At 74.3% G+C, this 20,057-nt stretch carries 23 protein-coding genes; 7 read left to right on the forward strand and 16 right to left on the reverse strand.

Annotation, left to right across the window (positions count from 1 at the left end; genetic code table 11):
• Positions 1–142 precede the first annotated feature (142 nt).
• Positions 143–1,390: an extracellular solute-binding protein gene (locus IAG43_RS01400; RefSeq protein ID WP_187738917.1), complete on the reverse strand. Its 1,248-nt coding sequence runs from the start codon at positions 1,388–1,390 to the stop codon at positions 143–145.
• Between the two features lie 342 nt (positions 1,391–1,732).
• Here IAG43_RS01400 and IAG43_RS01405 point away from each other — a divergent pair, with 342 nt between their 5' ends.
• Positions 1,733–1,948, forward strand: coding sequence for a dodecin (locus IAG43_RS01405; protein WP_187738918.1), 216 nt, complete (start codon positions 1,733–1,735; stop codon positions 1,946–1,948).
• A gap of 54 nt (positions 1,949–2,002) precedes the next feature.
• On the opposite strand, the gene IAG43_RS01410 is transcribed toward IAG43_RS01405, so the two are convergent.
• Positions 2,003–2,500: a phosphatase domain-containing protein gene (locus IAG43_RS01410; RefSeq protein WP_246574026.1), complete on the reverse strand. Its 498-nt coding sequence runs from the start codon at positions 2,498–2,500 to the stop codon at positions 2,003–2,005.
• 149 nt (positions 2,501–2,649) lie between these two features.
• Here IAG43_RS01410 and IAG43_RS01415 point away from each other — a divergent pair, with 149 nt between their 5' ends.
• Complete coding sequence (locus tag IAG43_RS01415; protein WP_187738920.1) at positions 2,650–3,114, forward strand: SRPBCC family protein; 465 nt, start codon at positions 2,650–2,652, stop codon at positions 3,112–3,114.
• A 116-nt stretch (positions 3,115–3,230) separates the two neighbouring features.
• Here IAG43_RS01415 and IAG43_RS01420 read toward each other — a convergent pair whose 3' ends face one another.
• The gene (locus tag IAG43_RS01420) at positions 3,231–3,926 is read right to left on the reverse strand and encodes a ribonuclease H family protein (protein WP_187738921.1); all 696 of its coding nucleotides are present in this window, start codon (positions 3,924–3,926) and stop codon (positions 3,231–3,233) included.
• Positions 3,927–4,014: 88 nt separating this feature from the next.
• Entirely contained in the window at positions 4,015–4,902 is an 888-nt protein-coding gene (locus tag IAG43_RS01425; RefSeq protein WP_187738922.1) for an NAD(P)-dependent oxidoreductase, read from the reverse strand.
• 75 nt (positions 4,903–4,977) lie between these two features.
• Here IAG43_RS01425 and IAG43_RS01430 point away from each other — a divergent pair, with 75 nt between their 5' ends.
• Entirely contained in the window at positions 4,978–5,355 is a 378-nt protein-coding gene (locus tag IAG43_RS01430) for a winged helix-turn-helix transcriptional regulator (RefSeq protein ID WP_187738923.1), read from the forward strand.
• Positions 5,356–5,472: 117 nt separating this feature from the next.
• On the opposite strand, the gene IAG43_RS01435 is transcribed toward IAG43_RS01430, so the two are convergent.
• The 4 genes from IAG43_RS01435 to IAG43_RS01450 form a co-directional block, all read right to left on the reverse strand.
• The gene (locus tag IAG43_RS01435) at positions 5,473–5,856 is read right to left on the reverse strand and encodes an STAS domain-containing protein (protein WP_187738924.1); all 384 of its coding nucleotides are present in this window, start codon (positions 5,854–5,856) and stop codon (positions 5,473–5,475) included.
• Complete coding sequence (locus IAG43_RS01440; protein WP_187738925.1) at positions 5,853–6,986, reverse strand: cobalamin B12-binding domain-containing protein; 1,134 nt, start codon at positions 6,984–6,986, stop codon at positions 5,853–5,855. Before IAG43_RS01440 ends, IAG43_RS01435 begins: the two co-directional genes overlap by 4 nt.
• Positions 6,983–8,713, reverse strand: a complete 1,731-nt coding sequence (locus IAG43_RS01445) for a PP2C family protein-serine/threonine phosphatase (protein ID WP_187738926.1) — start codon at positions 8,711–8,713, stop codon at positions 6,983–6,985. The genes IAG43_RS01440 and IAG43_RS01445 overlap by 4 nt, the downstream gene beginning before the upstream one ends.
• 233 nt (positions 8,714–8,946) lie before the next feature.
• Positions 8,947–9,366 carry a PRC-barrel domain-containing protein gene (locus IAG43_RS01450; protein WP_187738927.1) on the reverse strand — a complete coding sequence of 140 codons (420 nt, stop codon included), beginning with the start codon at positions 9,364–9,366 and terminating at the stop codon, positions 8,947–8,949.
• Between the two features lie 234 nt (positions 9,367–9,600).
• On the opposite strand from IAG43_RS01450, the gene IAG43_RS01455 reads away from it, so the two are divergent.
• The 3 genes from IAG43_RS01455 (at position 9,601) to IAG43_RS01465 (ending at position 11,300) form a co-directional block, all read left to right on the forward strand.
• The gene (locus IAG43_RS01455; protein WP_187738928.1) at positions 9,601–9,981 is read left to right on the forward strand and encodes an STAS domain-containing protein; all 381 of its coding nucleotides are present in this window, start codon (positions 9,601–9,603) and stop codon (positions 9,979–9,981) included.
• A gap of 173 nt (positions 9,982–10,154) precedes the next feature.
• Complete coding sequence (locus tag IAG43_RS01460) at positions 10,155–10,550, forward strand: ATP-binding protein (protein ID WP_187738929.1); 396 nt, start codon at positions 10,155–10,157, stop codon at positions 10,548–10,550.
• A gap of 243 nt (positions 10,551–10,793) precedes the next feature.
• On the forward strand, positions 10,794–11,300 hold the full coding sequence (locus IAG43_RS01465) for a MarR family winged helix-turn-helix transcriptional regulator (RefSeq protein ID WP_187738930.1): 507 nt from the start codon (positions 10,794–10,796) through the stop codon (positions 11,298–11,300).
• Positions 11,301–11,436: 136 nt separating this feature from the next.
• Here the strand turns inward: IAG43_RS01465 and IAG43_RS01470 are convergent, their stop codons facing one another.
• The 6 genes from IAG43_RS01470 to IAG43_RS01495 form a co-directional block, all read right to left on the reverse strand.
• Positions 11,437–12,639 (reverse strand): PP2C family protein-serine/threonine phosphatase, encoded by a 1,203-nt coding sequence (locus IAG43_RS01470; protein WP_187738931.1) that lies wholly within the window; start codon positions 12,637–12,639, stop codon positions 11,437–11,439.
• A gap of 159 nt (positions 12,640–12,798) precedes the next feature.
• On the reverse strand, positions 12,799–14,037 hold the full coding sequence (locus tag IAG43_RS01475) for a PP2C family protein-serine/threonine phosphatase (RefSeq protein WP_187738932.1): 1,239 nt from the start codon (positions 14,035–14,037) through the stop codon (positions 12,799–12,801).
• Positions 14,034–15,038: a SpoIIE family protein phosphatase gene (locus tag IAG43_RS01480; RefSeq protein WP_187738933.1), complete on the reverse strand. Its 1,005-nt coding sequence runs from the start codon at positions 15,036–15,038 to the stop codon at positions 14,034–14,036. Before IAG43_RS01480 ends, IAG43_RS01475 begins: the two co-directional genes overlap by 4 nt.
• On the reverse strand, positions 15,035–15,451 hold the full coding sequence (locus IAG43_RS01485; protein WP_425508635.1) for an ATP-binding protein: 417 nt from the start codon (positions 15,449–15,451) through the stop codon (positions 15,035–15,037). Before IAG43_RS01485 ends, IAG43_RS01480 begins: the two co-directional genes overlap by 4 nt.
• A gap of 80 nt (positions 15,452–15,531) precedes the next feature.
• On the reverse strand, positions 15,532–15,945 hold the full coding sequence (locus tag IAG43_RS01490; RefSeq protein WP_187738934.1) for an STAS domain-containing protein: 414 nt from the start codon (positions 15,943–15,945) through the stop codon (positions 15,532–15,534).
• Positions 15,942–16,847 carry an STAS domain-containing protein gene (locus IAG43_RS01495; RefSeq protein ID WP_187738935.1) on the reverse strand — a complete coding sequence of 302 codons (906 nt, stop codon included), beginning with the start codon at positions 16,845–16,847 and terminating at the stop codon, positions 15,942–15,944. The genes IAG43_RS01490 and IAG43_RS01495 overlap by 4 nt, the downstream gene beginning before the upstream one ends.
• 224 nt (positions 16,848–17,071) lie before the next feature.
• Here IAG43_RS01495 and IAG43_RS01500 point away from each other — a divergent pair, with 224 nt between their 5' ends.
• Complete coding sequence (locus IAG43_RS01500; protein WP_187738936.1) at positions 17,072–17,494, forward strand: ATP-binding protein; 423 nt, start codon at positions 17,072–17,074, stop codon at positions 17,492–17,494.
• A 126-nt stretch (positions 17,495–17,620) separates the two neighbouring features.
• Here the strand turns inward: IAG43_RS01500 and IAG43_RS01505 are convergent, their stop codons facing one another.
• Both IAG43_RS01505 and IAG43_RS01510 read right to left on the reverse strand, forming a co-directional pair.
• Positions 17,621–19,165, reverse strand: coding sequence for a hypothetical protein (locus IAG43_RS01505; protein WP_246574027.1), 1,545 nt, complete (start codon positions 19,163–19,165; stop codon positions 17,621–17,623).
• A 473-nt stretch (positions 19,166–19,638) separates the two neighbouring features.
• Positions 19,639–19,842: a cold-shock protein gene (locus tag IAG43_RS01510; protein ID WP_147988844.1), complete on the reverse strand. Its 204-nt coding sequence runs from the start codon at positions 19,840–19,842 to the stop codon at positions 19,639–19,641.
• Between the last annotated feature and the right edge of the window lie 215 nt (positions 19,843–20,057).

Here is a 20,057-nt window from a genome sequence, read left to right on the forward strand (position 1 = left end):
GGAGGGCGGGGCCTGCGGCGTCTGGTGCGTGCGATCGCAAGGCGGAGGATCATCCTCGTACCGGGCGTACTCGGATGACTCCGACAACGCGGCGAGCGTGCGTGCCAGGCGTCGCGGGCCAGGAGTGACTTTCGCAACACGCCTAGGGGCGCAGGGCGGCGGTGATCCGGTCGGAGGCGTTGCGCGCGGCGGTCGCCGGTTCCCTGCCCTGGAGGACGGCCGTCATGTAGGGCTTGATCGGGTTGTCGCCCTCCACCTCGGCCCACTGCGGGGAGTTGGGGGTGGCCCGGCCCTGGGCGGCTCCGGCGGCCATGGCGTAGGTGCTCTCCTGGCCCTCCAGCTCGAGACCGAGGGTGGCCTTGTTCGGCACGTAGTTCATGGTGCGGGCGAGGTCCAGCTGCCACTCGTCCCCGGCGAGCGCGGAGACCACCTCGACGGCGGCGGCCCGCTCCTTCGAGTTCTCGGGCACGATCAGGTCCGAGCCGCCGATGAAGACGGATCCGGGGGCCGCGGCGGTCTTGCCCGGGACGGGGAAGAACCCGAGCTTGCCCTTCAGTTCGGGGTTGGCCTTCTCGATCACGGTGGCCGCGCTGGGTACGGCGATCATCTGCGCGACGTTGCCCTTGGCGAAGACCTCCGCCTGCGGCGGGGTCTCCTCGTCGCCGTCCTTGGGCCCGCTGCCGTGGGACTGGAGCTCCTGGTAGAAGTCCATGCCGCGCAGGGCCGCCTTGGAGTGCAGGGAACCCTGCCAGTCGCCCGCGCTCTCCACGGCGAGCTCCCCGCCCTCGTCCCAGATGAAGCCGGCGAGGGTGTACCAGTCCTGGCCGGAGAGGTAGATGCCGTCCTGGCCGGGTCTGTCGAGCTTCTCGGAGATCTCCAGCCATTCGGCGCGGGTCTTCGGCGGCTCGGTGATGCCCGCCTCGGCGAACAGCTCCTTGTTGTAGATGACGACGCGGTTGGCCGCGTACCAGGGGATGCCGTACTGGGAGCCGTTGATGCTGCCCGGTTCGGCGAGGCCCGGCAGCCAGTCCTCGTTCCCGAGGTCGCGCACGGACTCCAGGGTGAGGTCGCGCAGGCCGCCGCTCTCGGCGTAGCCCGCGACCTGGGTGTTGCCGACCTCGATGACCTCGGGCGCGTCCTCGCTCTTCAGCGCCTCCGTGACCTTCTTGCCGATCCCGGTCCACTCCTGGAACGTGACGTCGAGCTCGATGCCGGGGTGTTCCTTCTCGAAGGTCTCGGTGAAGCGCTTCAGCCAGTCGTCGGACACGCTGTTCTGCATGAGCCAGATGCTGACGGTGCGGGTGTCGGAACCGCCGGGTATCAGACCGCAGCCGCCGAGGGCGAGCGAACACGCGAGCACGGAGGACAGGGCGAGGTAGCGGTTCTTCACGAGGTCACCTTCTGCGTCGGGGCACATGAACGGGACCCGACGTGGGGGGAGGAGCTGACGCTCGCACGGGCTGGCTGGATTTTGGTATGGACCAAACGTCCGGTCAAGTCCGGAAAGCGGAGCGCGAACGGGCCGACATCGGACACTACAGCCATCCATGACATCACCGTCAGCTCATGCGGTGGCCGAAACACGGGAGTTCGGCCGTCCTCCGGCCGGCGGCCGGGGAACCGGAAGCGGACCAGCATGTGGACACCGGGGCTCCGTCACGGCCGGCGACGCCTCGCGGGACCGTGCGGTGTGCGGCACCGTGGAAGGACCATCGAGAGGAGCAGGACGCACATGTCGAACCACACCTACCGTGTCACCGAGATCGTGGGGACCTCACCGGACGGCGTCGACCAGGCCATCCGCAACGGCATCACCCGGGCGTCGCAGACGCTGCGGGGCCTCGACTGGTTCGAGGTCACCCAGGTGCGCGGGCACATCGCCGACGGGCGGATCGAGCACTACCAGGTGGGCCTGAAGGTCGGATTCCGGCTGGAGGACGGCGACTGAGCGACGCCGGAAGAGCGGTCCCGCCGCGCCCGTGGCCCGGGAGCGGCGGGAACCTCAGGTGCGGCCTTCGCGCTCCTGTGCGTCCCGCATCGCCGCCCCGGTGCTCTCCGCGCCCCAGACGGCGCGCACCACCCGGAAGCCCGCCCGCTCGGCGTCCTGGCACACCAGCTCGTCGTCGTCCACGAGCATCCTGATGTCGCGCCGCGCGCCGAGGCGGCGCAGGATCTCCAGTTTGGTCCTGCGGGCCGGCCGCCGGTCGTCGTTGCGCCGCATGAAGATCCGGCCGTCGGGCAGCTCATGGGCGGCGAGCCAGTCCACCGTGTCCCTGTGGCACCGCTCCGGACGGCCGGTCAGGTAGACGATCTCGCACTCGCGGGCAGCCTCCCGGCACCGCCGCACGCCCTCGCCGAGCGGCGGGTCGTCGGGCGCCGCGGCGAAGAACGCGTCCCAGTCGCGCGGCGCGCGCCGCAGCAGATGCTGCCGGTGCCCGGCGTCGGCAAGGGTTCCGTCGAGGTCGAACACGGCCAGTGGCCTGCTTTCCGGAGTCGTCACGGGCATCAGCGTAGGGCCCGTGCACGCGGCGGGCTCCGCCCAGGCCCTGCCACCCTGCCCCCCGGCTCCTCGTCGGGCCTGCGACCCGGACCCGGACCCGGCCCCGGAACGCCCTGCCGGACGGGGACGGCGGCCCGTAGATTCGGTCCATGCACACGACGCGCGTCTCCCGCCATGTGAACGCCTCCCCCGCCGCCGTCTACCGGGCGCTGCTCGATCCCGGCGCCGTCGCGCGATGGCGGGTGCCGGACGGGATGAGCGCGCGGGTGCACGAGTTCGACGCCCGGCCGGGGGGCGGGTTCCGGGTCTCGCTGACGTACGAGGCCCCGGGCCCGGCGGGCAAGTCCGACGCCCGGACCGACACGTACCACGGCCACTTCGCCGAGCTCGTCCCCGGGGCGAAGGTGGTCGAGGTGCTCGCCTTCGAGTCGGCGGATCCGGCCCTGGGCGGCACGATGACGATGACGACTTCGCTGACCGCGGCCCCGGACGGCGGCACGGAGGTGCTGATCGTGCACGAAGGGCTGCCGGACGCCGTCCGGCCCGAGGACAACGAGGCGGGGACGCGGATGGCGCTCGCCAACCTCGCCGCGCTGGTCGAGGACCGCGCCTGAGCACGGAGCGGGTCAGTCGGCCGGACCGACCGCGGCGCACACGGGACGGCCCCCGCCGGACGGCCCCCGCCGACCTCACCTGGCAGGTCCAGGACCGCGCCCGAACAGCCCGCGGGTCAGTCGGCCGGACCGACCGCGGCGCAGGCGGGGTGGCCCCAGCCGTCGGCGTTCTTCTTGATCGACTCACCCTTGGCGTAGGGCTTGCCGCACCGGCAGCGGCCGGGGAACTTGGCCTTCAGCGTGGCGCGGGAGCCGCCCTTCGCAGCTGCCCCGCCACCCGCGGCGGGACGCCGGGCACGGGCGGCGGCCGGCTTGGACGGCGGCTCCGGCGGCGGCAGCGCGGAACCCTGCGCGGAGCCGGCGGCCTGCTGGGTGCGGGCGGCCTGGCTCGCGGCCGCGTCGGCGGCGGCGTTCAGCGGGTCGCCGTCGACCTGGTGGGCGGGGGTGTAGACGAAGCGCACGTCACGGCCTGCGAGCAGCGCGTCGATGGCCATGACCAGGTCCTGGTTGGCGACCGGGGTGCCGGAGGCCGTCTTCCAGCCCTTGCGGCGCCAGCCGGGGAGCCAGGTCGTCACCGCCTTCATCGCGTACTGGGAGTCCATGCGCACCTCCAGCGGGACCTCGGGCCCGGTGGTGGCGAGCAGTTCCCGCAGCGCGGTGAGTTCGGCGACGTTGTTGGTCGCCCGCCCGAGCGGTCCCGCCTCCCACGAGGTCACCGCGCCGCCGGTACCGGCGATCACCCAGGCCCAGGCGGCCGGCCCGGGATTGCCCTTCGACGCCCCGTCACACGCGGCGATGATACGTTCCACCATTCCCCCGATCCTGCCACGCCCGCGGGGGTGCTCCGGCCACCCCCGGCCCCCGCCGGGTGCGGGGAAGGGGCGGGGGCGGGCGGACCGCTCAGCGGCGGCCGAGCACCTCCGCGATGCGGACGAAGCCGTCGGCCCCGTGGCCGAGCCCGACGGTGCGCCGGGCGATGCCCTCGGCGGCGCGCATGACGCCCGCGTCGATGCCGTGCGACTCGGACACCTCGACGACGTGGGACATCGACGACACCGCCGAGGTCAGCGGGTTGCCCTCACCGGACCAGGTGCCGCCGTCGGCGTCCTCGGCGGTCTCCGCGAAGAGCGGCGGCAGGATGGCGCCGATGCCCTGGGCGAACGGAGCGAGCTCGCGTGCGGTGATCCCCTCGGCGCGGGCCAGGGCCACGGCGTGCGCCCATCCGGCCATCGCGGTCCAGAAGATGTCGAGCAGGGCGACGTCGTAGGCGGCCGCGCGGCCGATCTCGTCGCCGAGGTGGGTGTGGGTGCCGCCCAGCGCCGCGAGGACGGGGCGGTGCTCCTCGTACAGCTCCTCGGGGCCGCTGTGGATGAGGACCGCGTCGGGGGTGCCGATGGTCGTGGTCGGCGTCATGATCGCCCCGTCGAGGTAGCGGACCCCGTGGTCCTTCGCCCAGCGGGCGGTGCCACGGGCGCGCTCCGGGGTGTCGGCCGTCAGGTTCACGACCGTGCGGCCGGCGAGGGCGGCGGTCACCGCGTCGGCGCGCAGCACCGCGTCGGCGGCGTCGTAGTCGACGACGCAGACCACGGTGAGCGGGGAGGCGGCGGCCGCGTCGGCGGCCGTCGCGGCGCGCGCGGCGCCCTGCTCGGCCAGTTCCCCGTCCCGGCCCGGGGTGCGGTTCCAGACCGTGGTGCGCAGGCCCGCGCCGAGGAAGGCGCCGGCCAGCGCGCGGCCCATGGGACCCAGACCGAGTACGGTGACGTCGGACGGCTGGGTGTGTGCGGACATGAGTGAACTCCCTGTGAGACGTGCGCGAATGACGAGATCGACGAGCACGACGAGAACGACGAGGACGGGCGGACGATGACGCGCAGCCGGGCCCTGGACACGGACGTGTGCGGAGTGACCGCCGCGATCGCCGTGATCGACGGCAAGTGGAAGACCGCGCTGCTGTGGCTGCTGGAGCCCGGACCGCAGCGGCCCGGCGCACTGCGCCGCCGCCTGCCGGGCCTGAGCGAGAAGGTGCTCACGCAGGCACTGCGCGAGATGGAGTCGGACGGTCTGGTGCACCGGGAGGTGCACGATGTGCTGCCGCTGAGGACGGAGTACTCCCTGACCCCGTTCGGCCTCGAACTGTCCGAGGCGCTGGCGCCCCTGTCCGACTGGGGGCACCGCAGGCTGGACATGATGACCGGGCGGTCCGCGGGGCCCGTGGGGGCCGGGACCTCACCCGTTTCCTGACAGGGCGTCACCTCCGTTCGGCGGGCGCCCGGCCCGCTGCCCGGCGCCCGTCACCAGACTCTCCCGGCAGCGGGGCTCCTGCCCAGTACGCACAAAAAGGTGGGTACGGGCGGGCCCTCAGCGCGGGAAGTCGGTCCCGTCGTCCTCGAGCCGGCCGGCCGGGGGCAGGGAGCCGGTCAGATGGTCCAGGGTGCCCGTCAGGGTGAGCATGCGGTCGAGGAACGCCGGCCGGTTCTCCAGGCGCAGGACGGCGCCCGAAGCCGTGACGTCGCGGTGCACCATCAGCAGCGCCGACAGCCCTGTCGAGTCGCAGACCGTCAGCTGCGCGCAGTCGACGTGCACGGGCAGGCGCACGGGCGTCCGGCCGAGGTGGTCACGGACGCTCTCCACGAGATCGGCCGCGCTCTCCCAGTCGAGTTCGCCCGCGAGACGCAGGCAGACGCCGCCGTCCGCGGCGGTGGTGACGGTGAGCTGGAGGATGTCGTCGGGGTGTGTGGTCATGCCTGCTGTCCGGACGCTGCTTTCGGGCGGGCGGCCACGGTGGCGCGGCCGTGGGCGAGATGGCGGAGGGCGCGGGGGAAGTCCTTGAGCTCCTCCGACAGGAGTTCGAGGCCCGGCAGCAGGACGGCCGCCGGCACGCCGCGCGCCTCCAGGATGTCGCCGGTCCAGCCGAGGAACCCGCCGAACAGGGCGCGGTCGTCGGTGTACAGGGACGCGGCCAGGAAGTCGACGATGTGCGCGACGTCCTCCGAGGTGCGCTCGCGCTGGCCCGCGGTGTAGGCGCGGACGGCCGGGACGCGTTCCTCCAGCCCGGTCATGGTGGTGCGCACCAGCTCCGGGCGACTCCGGCTGATCAGGGTGTACTCCTGGTCGGCCAGATGCGGCAGGTCGTCGATGGGCTGGTGGAAGGGGGTGCGGACGCCTCCGTCGATCGCCTCGCCGATGGCGCGGGGCGCGTCCCGGGCGTCCCGGGCCCAGCCGTCCGCCCCGAGGAGCCCTGCGTAGCGCCCGTCGGTGCCGAAGGCGGCGCCTCCGGTCACCACCGGGGTCCCGACCGCCTGGACGGCGGTGATCGCCGCGTGGGCGGCCGGCAGCCGGGTGGGGAGGGAGGAGGAGAGGGCGACCACGTCCGGGCCGGTCTGGTGCAGGTGCCCGATGAGGTGGGGGGTGGGCACCTGCGCGCCCAGGAAGTCGACGGCGAACCCGCGGGCGCGCAGGACCTCGGCGAGGATCCGGGCGGGCAGCGCGTGCCACTCGCCGTCGACGCAGGCCACCGCGACTCTGACGTCGCCGTGGGTGTCCGGGGCGTCGGAGTGCAGGGCGACGGCGGCGATGACCCGCTCGTGGATGGCGGTCGCGGCGTGCTCCTGGGCGACGTTGATGCGGCCGGCCGCCCATTCCTCGCCGACCGTCGTCTGGACGGGGGCGATGACGTCGAGCAGCACCTGTTCGGCGGTGACCCCGGCGTCGAGCGCGGCGAACACGGTGCGGGCGGCGGCCCGCTCGTCTCGTTGGAGAACCGCCGCCCAGAGCAGTTCGCGGGTTTCGCGGCAGACCCGGGAGGCGTCGCCGGCCGGCGCGTCCTCCCGGTGGGAGCCGGCGCTCTCCTGGGTCGTCAGGGGGGCCGTCATGCGGTGAACCTGCCTCTCGTCCGGCCGTCCACGGCGGTCAGGTGGTTCGAGTGCGGCGCGGTGACGACGACGACGGCCATGTCGTCGTGCGCCCCCTCCCCCACCCACTGCGCGGCGAGCATCTGCACCCGCTCGACCACGGCTTCGGCCGGCAGGCCGGCGCACTCCGAGAGCGCCGCCTTGAGCCGGGACTCGCCGAACATCTCCCCGCCGAGCGGGCCGCCGCGCGCTTCGGTGATGCCGTCGGTGTAGAGCACGCAGCTCTCGCCCGGCGCCAGTTCGGCGACTGCCGTGCGGGCGGACACCTGCGGCAGGGCGCCGACGAGGGTGCCGGCGGTGTCGGCCTCCTCGACCTCTCCGGTGTTGCGCACGATCAGCGGCGGCGGATGGCCGGCGCTGGTCAGCCGCAGCCGGGCGCGCCCGCCCTCGCGGTGCACGGAGGCCAGGACCAGCGTGGCGAAGCGGGTGTGACGGGAGGTCACCAGTGATCCGTTGAGCAGGCGCAGCATCCGCTGGTGGTCCTCCGCCAGCGGCAGCATCGCCTGGAGCGTCGTACGGATCCGGCCCGTGAGCACCGCCGCCTCCAGGCCCTTGCCGCACACGTCGCCCAGGACGACCAGGGACGGGCTGTCGGGGGTGGCGCCGGGGTGCACGTCGTAGAAGTCCCCGCCGACGCGTTCCGAGTCGCGGGCGGCGCGGTAGCCGCCCGCGTAGTCGACGCCGTTCACGTGGTGGAGGCGCGGCGGGAGGAGTTCCGCCATCAGGGTCCGGGTGATGGCCGCCTGCTCGCTGTACATGCGGGCGGCGGAGACGGCCGCGCCGGCGCGGGCCGCGAAGAGCCTGCCGAACAGCTCGTCGGAGGCGGTGAAGGCGGCGCGTCCGTCGCGGCGGAGCAGGATCAGGGCCCCGGCGGGCACACCGTGCCCGGGGAGCGGGGTGACCACCACGGACCCCACGGGGCCGTCCCAGTAGTCGGGGACCACCCAGGCCGGCAGCGCGAGCGGGTCGATCCAGCGCGACGGCACCGGCGGGAAGCCCTGGAGCGCCTCGGCGAGTCCGGGGACGAGGGTGGGGTCCATGGAGGTGGAGTGCCGGCTCGTCCGGCCGTCGGAGGCCACGATGACCGCGTGACGGCGTCCGCTGCGCGGTGCGACGACGACGGCCGCGTCGGCCAGGTGCTCGGCGGCGAGCTGGGCGGTCACCTCCATGCAGCGCTCGACGTTCAGCGACGCGAGCAGCTGGGAGGATGCCTCGGTCAGCAGCAGCGCCCGTTCCCGTTCGTCGCGCAGGGCCTCCTCCGCCGCGTGCCGGTCGGTGTCGTCCGCCAGCCACCAGGCCACGTCCCCGCCGGCCGAGGGCGAGGGATGGGCCTCGAACTGCCGGCCGCCGTGGGAGCCGCGGGCGGCCTGCGCCGGGATGCCGGCGAGCCGCCCGGAGGGCTGCGCACCGTCGGCGGCAACCGGCCCGGGGTCCGCCGCGGCCTGCGCCGGCAGGCGCCGGGCGGTCTCGGTGAACCGCTGGTGGGCGTCGGCCAGCCAGGCGGGGGCGACGTCGGTCAGCCAGGCGCCGGTGATCATCCCGGGGAAGAGGCGGGTGGCGGCCTCGTTCACCTCCACCACGCCTCCGTCGGGGTCGGCGACGAACGACGGATACGGCGCCCGCAGCCAGGAAACGGTCACGGTGGGCACGCCTTGCTGTTGAACCGGGGACTCCTCGGGAGCTGTCATGACGCAGGGCCGGTCGGCCGGCCCCGTCCCTTCCGCTGGACATCACGGTGGCCGCTGGTACTTCGCGGGTGGACCCACCATCACCCGCCGGACGAAGCGGCTTCAAGCCGAGCCGCCACAATCACCCCTGGATCGATGCCGCACGGCAACACCCACACACGGCGGGCGCTCCGGCTTCACATCAGGGTCACAACTGAGGCCCCCGGGCGGGGCTCCGGGGCCGCGTCCGGCCTTCAGCGGATGAACGGGTAGCCCGGGTAGACGTAGCCCGCGCCCCAGTAGGGCGCGTAGCCGTAGTGGCGGTACACACCCGCGTAGTACTCGCCCGCGTCGACGAGGTCGGGGTCGTAGGCCGGCGCCCCCGCGACCTGCTGGTGGGAGGGTGCGATGTGCACGCTGTCGTCCGTGACCCGCACCACGGCGTCCACGGGGACGAAGGACTTCTTCTCCCCCAGCCCGAGGAAGCCGCCGTGCTCGACCAGCAGGAACCGGACCTTGCGCTCCTCGGCGTCGACGAGGAGGTCGGCGACGCGTCCGAGGTCGTTGCCCTCCGCGTCCCTCACCTTCCGGCCCCGTACGTCCTCCTCGGCGTGGGCCACGGCCTGGTCGGAGTCGGTGAGCGTGGTGAGAATCGGGGTTCCGCCTGCGATCATGGTGCATCGTCCTCTCGTCCGGGGGCAGCCGGAAGCCGTGATCTTCTCTCCGTCCGGCGGCCGTCCTGCTCGTCGCCTGCCCGCGTTCCCCGGCGCCATGCCCGCCAGTACCCGCCCCCCGCCGGACAGTGACAGTTGCCGCATGACAATCTGTGCACGGACACCGCGCGGGTGTCCGGGCCGGAGCCGGGAGAGAATCCCGGGACGTCCCCACCACCGAGGAGCAGGAGAGCCATGGGCGTTCGAGAAGAAGACCTGGACATCGAGGTCGAGATCCGCGACGACGTGACGGCCGTGCTGACCGTCGGCGGCGAACTGGACATCGAGACCGCCACCTTCCTGCACCACCACATGGCGAACCAGTTCACGCACGGCCGCCGCCACCTGGTGCTGGACCTGTCGGCGCTCACGTTCATGGACTCCTCGGGCCTCAACGTCGTGATCAAGGGGTCCCGCGAGGCCCGGGAGAAGGGCGGCGACGTGCACCTCGTGTCCCCCACCCCGGCGGTGCGGCGGCTGCTGGAGATCACCGGCCTCACGGTGACCACCCCGCTGCACACCGACGTGGAGGCGGCCGTGGCGGCCATCGGCGAGGCCGGGGAACCGCAGGCATAGCCCGGCCCGGCCCGGTGGCGCCCCTCCCCCTCGGGGGCGGGCGGCGCCGCCGGGCCGGCTCCGCGGCGCCGGCCGTACCGCACGGCTTCCGCCGCCGCGAGCGTGGACTTACGGCCATCGCGTAGCCTTCATTGCGGTACTTTCTGGCCGGGGCGAGTGATACGGGGGATGTGATGGACGCGCAAGGGCACATCTGGCACATTCCTCAGGAGCCGGGCGCGTTCGCCCGCGCCCGCGACCTGACCGCCGCTGCCCTCGGCACCTGGGGGTGGCCGTCCGAGCGCGTCGAGGTGGCCGTCCTGCTCGTGTCGGAACTCGTGACCAACGCCCACCGGCACGCGGGCACGGACGCCTGGCTCCACGTGGAGCCGCTCCCCGACGGAGTGCGGATCGCCGTGCGCGACGGGAGCCCGGAGCCGCTCGCCCAGCGCACACCGGGCGTCGCCACCGCGTCGGGCGGCTTCGGTCTGCACCTTCTCGACCACCTCGCCTCCGGGTGGGGAGTGGACAGCCGGGCCGACGGCAAGCGCGTCTGGGCGGACGTCCTCGGCTCCCCCACGGACACCTGACGGTGGCCGTGCCGCCCGCTTGCCGGTGGGCGGCACCGCGCCGCCGCTGCCGACCCGGCGGAGCGGCCGGATATGGTGGAGCACGGAGCAACCCGCCCGGTGAGGGCTTCGCACGCGGCCCGTCCCACCGATGCGTGCTGCGGAACCGAACGGTCAACGCTTTCCGGGAGTTGCCAGGGCGGGCGCGCACAGCGCCGGCGGCGCCACCGGCCGAGGACGTCTGATTTCGGAGTGTCACCTGATATGGACGCGAACAGCACCGCTCCCGACAGCGGGTCCGAGGCGACCGCGGAGGCCGCGCGTGAGCTGATCGAGCTCCTGGAGGTGCTGTGGGAACGCGGCAAGGACATGGTGTCGCCCGCGCCGGTGTCGGCGTCCCAACTGCGCGTCCTGTACTGCCTCGACCGTGACGACGGCATCAATCTGCGCACCCTGGGACAGGTGCTGGGCTCCGCTCCCCCGTCGGTGAGCCGGCTGTGCGACCGGCTGGAGGCGCTGGGCTTCGTGCGGCGCCAGCCGAGCCAGGTCAGCAGGCGTGAACTGGAGCTGCGGCTGACCTCCCGGGGCCGGGCGTACCTGCGCGATCTGCGGTCCCAGCGGCAGGAGGCGCTGCTGGAGGTGATCGCCGCGATGCCGCCGTCGGCGCGCTCGGCGCTGCTGCGCGGACTCACGAGCTTCCAGGAGGCCGTCGACGACGCGGGCACGCTGCCCCGGAGACCCGTGGCGGTCAAGGGCGCCCGATCCGCCTGAGGCGGAGCGGCCGCGGCCCCTGACGGCCGTCCCCCACCAGCCGGTGCCTGCCGGATGCGCTCGGCGGTCACCGCCGCCGCGGTCCGGACACCGGGCTCAGCTCTCCGGCGTCACCGTCGCGGCCGGGCTGCCGGGTTCAGCTCTCCGGCGTCACCGTCGCCGCGGCCGGACCGCCGGCGTCCGGGCGCCCGTACCAGTCGAGGCAGACGACCAGCGCGTCGTCGTCCAGCGGCGTCTCCCCGTGGTACCCGGCGAGTTCGCGCAGCACGGCGTGCGGCACCTGGGCCGGGGGCAGCAGGGCGGTGCCGAGGAGCGAGCGGGAGAGCGCGCGTTCACCGTACCGCTCGCCGCCCGGGGACGACGCGTCGTACACCCCGTCGCTGCCGAAGAGCAGCCGGTCGCCCGGCCGCACCGTGAACCGCTGGACGGTGTAGACCGTGTCCTCGAACATGCCCAGCGGCAGCTGGTGGTCGAACGGGACGGCCTCGACCGTGCGCCCGCGCAGACGCCACATCCGGGGGGAGCCCGCGTCGACCGCCTCGACCTCGCCGGTGTTGCAGTCGAAGCGCAGCAGCAGCACCGAGACGTGGGCGCGGCCCTGGTAGTGGGAGTACACCGCCTGGTCGGCGAGGGCGGCCTGGTCGGCCAGCCCGAGTCCCGCACGGCGCGCGTTGCGCAGCGCGCTGACGGCGAGGTTGCTCAGCAGCGCGGCCTCGATGCCCTCCCCCATCCCGTTGGCGACGGAGAGGGTGAGGTGGTCGGCGGAGACGGACCAGTCGTAGCTGTCGCCGAAGATCGCGTACGCCGGCTCCAGGTGGGCGCCGAGCGCGAACTCGTCGCGCTCGCAGGAGCGTCCGGGCAGCAGCTGCCACTGCATCTCCGCGGCGAGCGTCAGCCGGGCCGCGCGGCGGGCGAGCACGTAGAGGTCGGTGTCGCGCTCGGCGACCAGGATCTCGTGGCCGAGGGCCTGGCAGACGTATTCGAGCTCGGGCACCAGGTCCTGGGTGAACCGGTCGGCGGGAACCCGCACGGACAGCACGCCGAGGCGGTCGCCGCGGATGGTGACGGGAAGGTGGACGTCGACGTGTGCCCGGCCCCGCGCGAGGGACGCCTCCTGGGCGCCGAAGGCGCGCCCCTGGGGGGTGCCGTGCACGGCGACGGGCTCCCCGGCCCCCGGCCGGTCGCCGACGGCCTGGAGCGAGCGCATGGCGTAGTCCGCCATCCGCAGCTCGACGTTCAGTGCGCCGTAGCGCTCGGCGAGCGCGGTGGTGACCACGTCCAGCAGGGCGTGCGGTGCGGCACCGCGCAGTTCCCGCTCGAAGGCGGCAGATCTTTCCACGTCCTCAGTCTCTCTCTCCGCCGGGGCTCCCGGCGGCCGTCCGTGCGGACCGCCCGGCAGGGCTTCGGCCGGGCGGCTCGTTCTGTTCTCCGTTGTCCGTCGTTCAGTCGTGCCGTCGTGCCGTCAACGGGCGTCCGCGCCGGGGCGCCCTGTGGTGCGCTAGCGCCGGCGTCTGCGCAGGGTGAGGGCCAGCGTGTCGTCCGGGTGGAGCACCAGGGTGTGCATGTCCGCGGCGATGGCGCCGGGGATCTCCTCCACCGGGCGGTCCGCGTGGCGCGCGGCCGACGCCGCCAGGCGGCGTTCGCCCTCCAGCGGGTCGCGGCGGCTCTCGGTGAGCCCGTCGGTGTAGAGGACCAGCAGGTCGCCCGGGTCGAAGCGGGCGCGCAGGACGTGGTCGCTGCCCGGCAGGGGATAGCCGACGCCCCTGCCGTGCACGTCCAGGTACTCGGTCCCGCCGTCGGCCCGTACCAGGAGCGCGGGCGGATGGCTGCCGTTGGCCAGCAGCAGCTCTCCGCCGGCCGGGTCGATCCGGGCCAGCAGCACGGTGGCCATCAGGTCGGGGTCGAGGCCGTGCAGGACCTCGCTCGCCCGCCCGACGATGGTCTTCAGCGGGTAGCCGTCCAGGGCGAGCGTGCGGACGGCGTGGGTCACGTCGAGGGCGGCGCGGGTGCTGCCCACCCCGTGGCCCAGGGCGTCCACGACGGTGATGTGGACGCTGCCGTCGGGCAGCACGAACCAGTCGTACAGGTCCCCGCCGGTGGGCGCGTCGGTGTCCGCGGGCGCGTAGTGCACGGCGAGATCGAGGCCGGGGACCGACAGCGGCGGGGGCCGCAGGGCGTCCTCGAGCTCGCGCAGCATCTGGCCGTGGGCCCGGCGCAGCTGTTCGTCGCGCTCCTCCAGCTGGACGTAGAGGGCGAGGACGCCGCTGTTGGTCTCGTCGAGCTCGTGCTTGAGGCGCTCGTGGTCGGCGGTCAGCGCGTCCATGTCGGCCAGCAGGAGGGCCAGTTCCTCCTCGGCGGCGTCCTCGGCGCCGTCGCCTGCGGCCGTCGTGTCCCCGGCGGCGCGGGGCGCCGGAAGCGCGATCCGCCACTCGGTCCGGCGTGCTCCGGCGGCCGCGGGCGCCGGCAGGAGCGCCAGGGCGCCCGGATCGGCCGGCGGGGCGGTGCTGAGCGCCACGGTGAGGATGCCGGCGGCCGGTCCGCCGCCGGCGCCGCGGCGCGCGGTCAGGCCGACGGGGCGGCCCCGGTCCAGGTCGCGGCGGGCCACCTCGGCGACGGAGGCGGTGAGCCGCGCGCGGGTCCGGACCGGCAGGCCGTGGCGGGACGCGATGCCGCGCACGGCACGGCGCACCTCGGCAAGGCTCTCCAGTGGCCGTCGCCGGCCGGTGGGTTCGGTCATCGGGGCACCGTGAGGGTCAGTGCCGTCGCGTCGTCCCTCGACCTCCGGTGGCGGTGGGCGAGCGCGACGGGCAGGAGTTCGGCGGGCAGGCGGAGCATGGCCGGCGGCGGGGAGTGGGCCCACCGGGCCTCGATGCCGTCCGAGTGGAGGACGACGAGCCGCCCCGCCTCCACCGGCGTGGTGCGCACCTGCGGTGTGGGCAGGTTCCAGCCGACGACGCCGGGACGGCTCTCCTGACGCTGCAGCGGCGCGTCGGCGGACACCAGGCACATGCGGATGTTGCCGACGCCGCAGAACTCGGCGCGGCCGGGCAGCAGGCGCAGCAGCCCTATCGCCGCGCCCCGGGTGTGCCGCAGTGCCCGGTGCAGCGCCTGCATGATCTCCGGCAGCGGCAGGGCGCAGGTGCTGTCGAAGGTCCGCAGCGCGGTGTGCGCGGCACGGGCGGCGGGCTCGCCGTGGCCGAGCCCGTCCACGACGATGCCGGTGCGGCCGGCGTCGGTGTCGCGGACGGCGCAGGCGTCGCCGCACGCCGTCTCGCCGTCGGCGGGCAGGCACACGGACCCGACGCCCGCCGAGGCCGTGTGCGCCCCGGCGGCGATGCGTGCCGAGGCGGCGGTGCCGTGGCCCACGTGGCTGCGGACGACGAAGTCGGTGGCGACCCGGCGGACCGCGCCGAGGCCGGTGCCGAGCGTGCCGGTGGTGGTGTACCCGTCCGCGAGGCACCGGCTCAGGTCCGCCATGCCGGGGCCGCGGTCGACGGCGGCGATCTCCAGCCCCCGGCCGAGCGGCAGCGGCTGGACGTAGCAGACGCCGTCCCTGGCGTGCTTGTGGAGGTTGCTGGCGAGTTCGCTCGCCACGGCCGCGGCGCGGTCGGGGCTCGCCCCGTCCAGGCCGCAGCGCAGCGCCGTGTCGCGGGCGACGGTGGCCGCCAGGTGCACGGCGCTCTCGTGGTCGATGCGCACCTGGGCGGTGGGCGGCATCGGCTCGGCGGACGCCGTCATCGGTCCGTCCACCGCACGGCGGTCACCGTGGTGCCCTCGCCGGGTGTGCTGTAGACGTCGAACTCGTGCATCAGGCGCCGTGCCCCTCCCAGGCCGTGGCCGAGTCCCCCGCCGGTGGTGAACCCGTCGGTGAGGGCGCCGTCGAGGTCGTCGATGCCCGGGCCGTCGTCGCGGACGGTCAGGCGCAGTCCGCGTCCGCCGCCCCGGCGCAGGACCTCGATGCGCAGGACCCCGCCGCCCCCGTGGACGAAGGCGTTGCGGGCGAGTTCGCTCGCGGCGGTGACGATCCGGGTCTGGTCCACGAGGCTGAAGCCGAGCCGCTGGGTGGCGGCGCGTACGGCGTGACGCGCCGTCAGCAGGTCCTCCTCGGTGCGGACCTGGCACTCGGCGGGACCGTCGGCGCTGTCCGCCAGGGGCCCGCGCTGCCCGCCCACGGCGGGTGCGCCGGCCGTCGCCGCGCGGGCGCCGTACGGGCCCTCCTCGTCGGGCCGCATCACGCGGCCTTCCCGTCCGCCGCGCGCGTCCGCGGCGGCGCGGAGGTCTGCGACCAGCCGAGGGCGGCCATGCCGCGCTCGGCGTCGAGCGCGGTCTCCACGCCGCTGAGGTCGATGCCCAGCTCCACCAGGGTCACCGCCACGGAAGGGCTCATCCCGGCGACGATCACCCGGGCGCCCAGCAGCTGCGCCATGGTGCTGAGTTCCATCAGGGCGCGGGCCACGAACGAGTCGATGACCTGGACCCGGGAGATGTCGATCAGCACCCCGCGGGCGCCGTCCTCGGCGATACGGGCCGTCAGTTCCTCGGCCAGGGCCATCGCCGAGGTGTCGTCCAGCTCGCTGAGGAGTCCGGTGACCAGCGTGTCCCCCAGCCTGAGGATCGGCACGCGGCCGATGTCGGAAAGGCTCATCGCGCGCTCCGCACCCCGTCCGCCGCCGCGGCCGCCACCGTGTCCTGGACGGACTCCTGGCCGGTGAGCCCGACGGCGGTCTCCAGGGCGTCGGCGAGGGTCGCGCGGGTGAGGATGCCCGACAGGTCGATGCCGAGCTGGACGATGGTCTGGGCGATCGCCGGGCGGATGCCGCTGACGACGCACTCGGCGCCCATCAGGCGCACCGCCTTGACCGTCTGCATCAGGTGCTGCGCGACGGAGGTGTCCACCATCGGGACGCCGGTGATGTCGATGATCGCGACGCGTGCCCCGTGCCGCTGGATCGCCTCCAGCAGGTTCTCCATCACGACCTGGCTGCGGGCGGTGTCGAGGTTGCCGATGAGCGGGACGGCGAGGACGTCGCGCCACAGCCGCACCACGGGGGTGGACGCCTCCAGCAGCTGGCGGCTCTGGCGCCGGATGATCTCCTCGCGGCCGTCGGCGTAGGTCTCGAAGCTCAGGGCGCCCGCCGCGTCGAGGAGCAGGTTGACCAGCAGGGCGGCGTGGAACATGTCCTCCGGCCCGAACTCCTCGTGCCGGACGGCCTCCAGGAGCGCTTCCTTGAGGCCGAGCACGGCCTGCGAGGTGGCCGACGCCACCGATCCGGAACGGGCCCGTCGCAGCGACATGTCGACCACGGTGTCGTGGAGTTCGGGGTGTCCGGTGAGCAGATGGGTCGTCGGCACCGGCCGGGCCATGGCGGCCGCCAGCGCGGTGACGAGCGCGTCGCCCTCCTCGCGCAGGTCGGCCTCGGGGACCGGCTGGACGCCGGGATCGACCCGGTCGAGCTGCAGCTGCACCCACCGGTCGGCGATCTCGGTGCCCCGTCGTGTCAGTACCTCTGCCAGACGATCCCGTACGGCGGACTCGGTGGAACTCATCTTCGCCTCTCGAACGACTGCGTCTTGCGGTGCCGGGGCGGACCCTCGACCAGCTCGAATAGTAGCCGCCCGGCAACTGTCCCAGCAGCCCCGGGCGTGTCCCCCTCCACCGGCACCCTCTCCCGGCCCGGAACATGATCCGTCGGGTTCGTTACGTGTGCAAAGCCCCCTCCGTGGACAGACGAACACCATACGGACTCAGGTCGAGACAGGGGGTTCTGCGCATGACCACGGACGAAACGGCTTCGGTCCGCTCGGAACTGCTCGCGGAGGAGCGGGACGTCACCGCGGCGTCCGCGCGCGACGAGGTACGCCGGCTGCTGGACGAGGAATTCTGCAGGCAGCCCACGGGGCCCGACGACGATGTGGTCGTGGCCGACGCGCTGCTGGTGACCTCGGAGCTGGTGACGAACGCCATCCGGCACGGCGGCGGAGTGAGTTCCTTCACCGCTTCGGTGTCGGACGAGGGCCTGTGGATCACGGTCGCCGACCGCAGCCACGCCTGGCCGACAGCGCAGCCCACCGCGTCGGGGGACATGAGTCCCGGCGGGTTCGGTCTGCGGGTCGTACGCCGTCTCAGCAAGGATGTCACCATCGTCTCCGTGCCCGGCGGGAAGGCCGTCCATGTGCTGGTGCCGCTGAGATGAGACGTACGTCGCACCCGACGGGATCCCGGGCCCTGCTCGTGATCACCCGTACGGGTGGGCCGGGGGCGCGGTGCGGTCACCGCGCCCCCGGCCGTGCGTGCGCCGCCCCCGCGCGGGGGCGGGAGGTCAGGAGGTCGTGGACGCGTTCGTGGGGGCGGTCCTGGGCGCGATCCGCAGGATCCCGGTGACCGTGCCCTGCCAGAGCACTCCGCCCGCGGTGACGTTCCCCGCCATCTGGAGCGTGTCGAAGAGGAATCCCGTGCCCAGGTGGTGCCGGCCCGTGACCCGGCCCGTGGCGCTGTCGAGGGAGACGGCGTCGAACCGGTCGAGGATGCCCGTCCGCGCGGGGTCGATCACGCCGGTCCGTTCCACCGTGTAGAGCCTGCCGTCGGCGACGGAGAGCTTGGGCACCGCGGCCGAGCGCACCGCGCTGGTCCACTTCACCGCGCACCCCTCGCCGTCGGCGTCGACGTCGACCCGGGTGACCCCGCCCCTGAAGGGCGCCGTGGCCGGGACGGCGTCGCCCGCGCCGTCCGGGACGGCGGGGTACGGGTAGCCGTAGGTGTCGGCCACGTAGACGCTGTTGCCGTACCCGACGGGCGAGTTCTCGGTGCCGCTGCCGTCCGCGGCGAGGACCGGCAGCTCGCAGACCGTGCGGCCCCCGTCGGCGGCCAGCACGATCAGCTTCTCCTGCGCCGCCGCGTTGTCGGTGATCGCCAGGTACTCGGCCCCGGTCCGGGGGCCGAAGAAGGTGGGGGTCGACCCGGTGCCGCGGCTGAGCCGGCCGGGCTTGCGGTGCGGCCCCTGGTCGTAGGCGCGGCGCCACTCGGTGCGCGGGACGCCGTCGTCGCCCGCGGTGAGCAGGTGGAGGGCGCGGTCGGTGGCGACGGCCGTGCCGCCGGGCGCCGTGGAGATGCTGTTGGCGACCCCTTCGCCGAGCGCCCGGTGGCGTACCGCGCCGGTGGCGGTGTCCACCGTGCCGACGACACCGAGCGCGGTGGCGAACCACACCCGTCCCCGCAGGTCGGGGGCGAGTCCGACCACCGAGTCGCCCTCCGCCAGGGCCGGGCCGAACGGCGTGCGCTCCACGATCCGCAGCTGCCACCGGCCGTCGGCGCCCCGGTGGTGGGCGATCCGCAGCAGATCGCCGGAGCCGTCGGCGACGACCAGCCGGTCGAGGTGGTCGAGGTAGCTGTAGATGCCGCCGAGGATGCTGCTCTTCTCCAGGTCGAGCGTGGTCACGGAGTCGCCGGTCGCCGGGTCGAGGAGGTGGACGTGGGGCGCCCGGTCGAACATGCCCGTGCAGACGGCGACCGGGATGCCGTCCGATCCGGCGAGGACCGTCGGGCAGGCGGACTGGAGGGCCGTCCGCCGTGAGGTCAGGCTCCCGGTGCCGGGCCCGGCCAGGGGCGTGGTGTCGGAGGAGGCGCTGTCGCCGTGCATGGCGGCGGCGCCGCCGGGCGCCAGATAGGGGTTGGCGGGCGGCGCGGGGGAAGGCGCCGCCGCGGCGGGAGACGTGGCGGCGGCGGTACCCGCCGTCAGAGGTGCGGCCGTCACCAGTGCGGCGGCCACCGCCGCGAGACGGAGACGACGGCTCGCGGCCCCGCGGCGGGCGGGGAAGGCGCCGGCCGCGGAGACGGGAACGGGAACGGGGACGGTGCGAGGAGACATGGGGCTGCTCCGATGAGGTCGGCGGCGCACGCCGGCGGCACGCCCGGCGGCCCCGGCGCCGCAAGGGCACGCGGGGCACGCGGGCGCGCGGACGGGCAGGCGCTACGCGGGAGGGCGCGGGAGTTCCGCGGAAGGGAAGAGCGGGTGACCGGAGGGTCGGGCGACGAAGTCGCGCGGGGTCAGCGGCGCGCGGAACACGCGGCGGACGACGTCCGCGCGAGGTCCAGGAAGAGGCGGCGGCGCAGCCAGGAGTGACCTGTCACGCCGGTCATTGCAGCACGGCGGGGTGCAACGATCAACGTCCGACCGCCAGTTGAGACGCGGCGGGTTCCCGGGGCAGGGGTGCCGGGGGCAGGGCTGCGGGGCGGGGCTGTGCGGGAACGCGGGCGGTCGTGGGCGGCGCTGTATGGGCCGGCGGACGACCGCGCCCCCCGGAGCGGCTGCTCCGGGGGGCGCGGCGAGTGGTACGCGCGTCAGGCGATGGTGATGTTCTCCGCCTGCGGGCCCTTCTGGCCCTGCGTCACGTCGAACGTGACGGCCTGGCCCTCCTGGAGCTCACGGAAGCCCTGGGCGTTGATGTTCGAGTAGTGGGCGAAGACGTCGGGGCCGCCGCCGTCCTGCGAGATGAAGCCGAAGCCCTTTTCGGAGTTGAACCACTTGACGGTGCCGCTGGCCATGCTGGTGCCTCTCAGTCGATATCGGATCCGCACCGCGCGGACCCGGAGGTGATCGCCCTGGTCCTGCACTGCACAGCAAAGCGCCCACGCCGGAGCGCGGGCAGGGACTGCGAACCACGACATCTGTGAAGGGACGCTACACGGCGAAACCGGCCACCACCAGAGAGCCACGGGCCGAGTCGGTCGAAGCCGGCTCCGGAACGGTCGCGGACGGC

Origin of the sequence: Streptomyces genisteinicus (assembly GCF_014489615.1) — a bacterium.
GTDB lineage: Bacteria > Actinomycetota > Actinomycetes > Streptomycetales > Streptomycetaceae > Streptomyces > Streptomyces genisteinicus.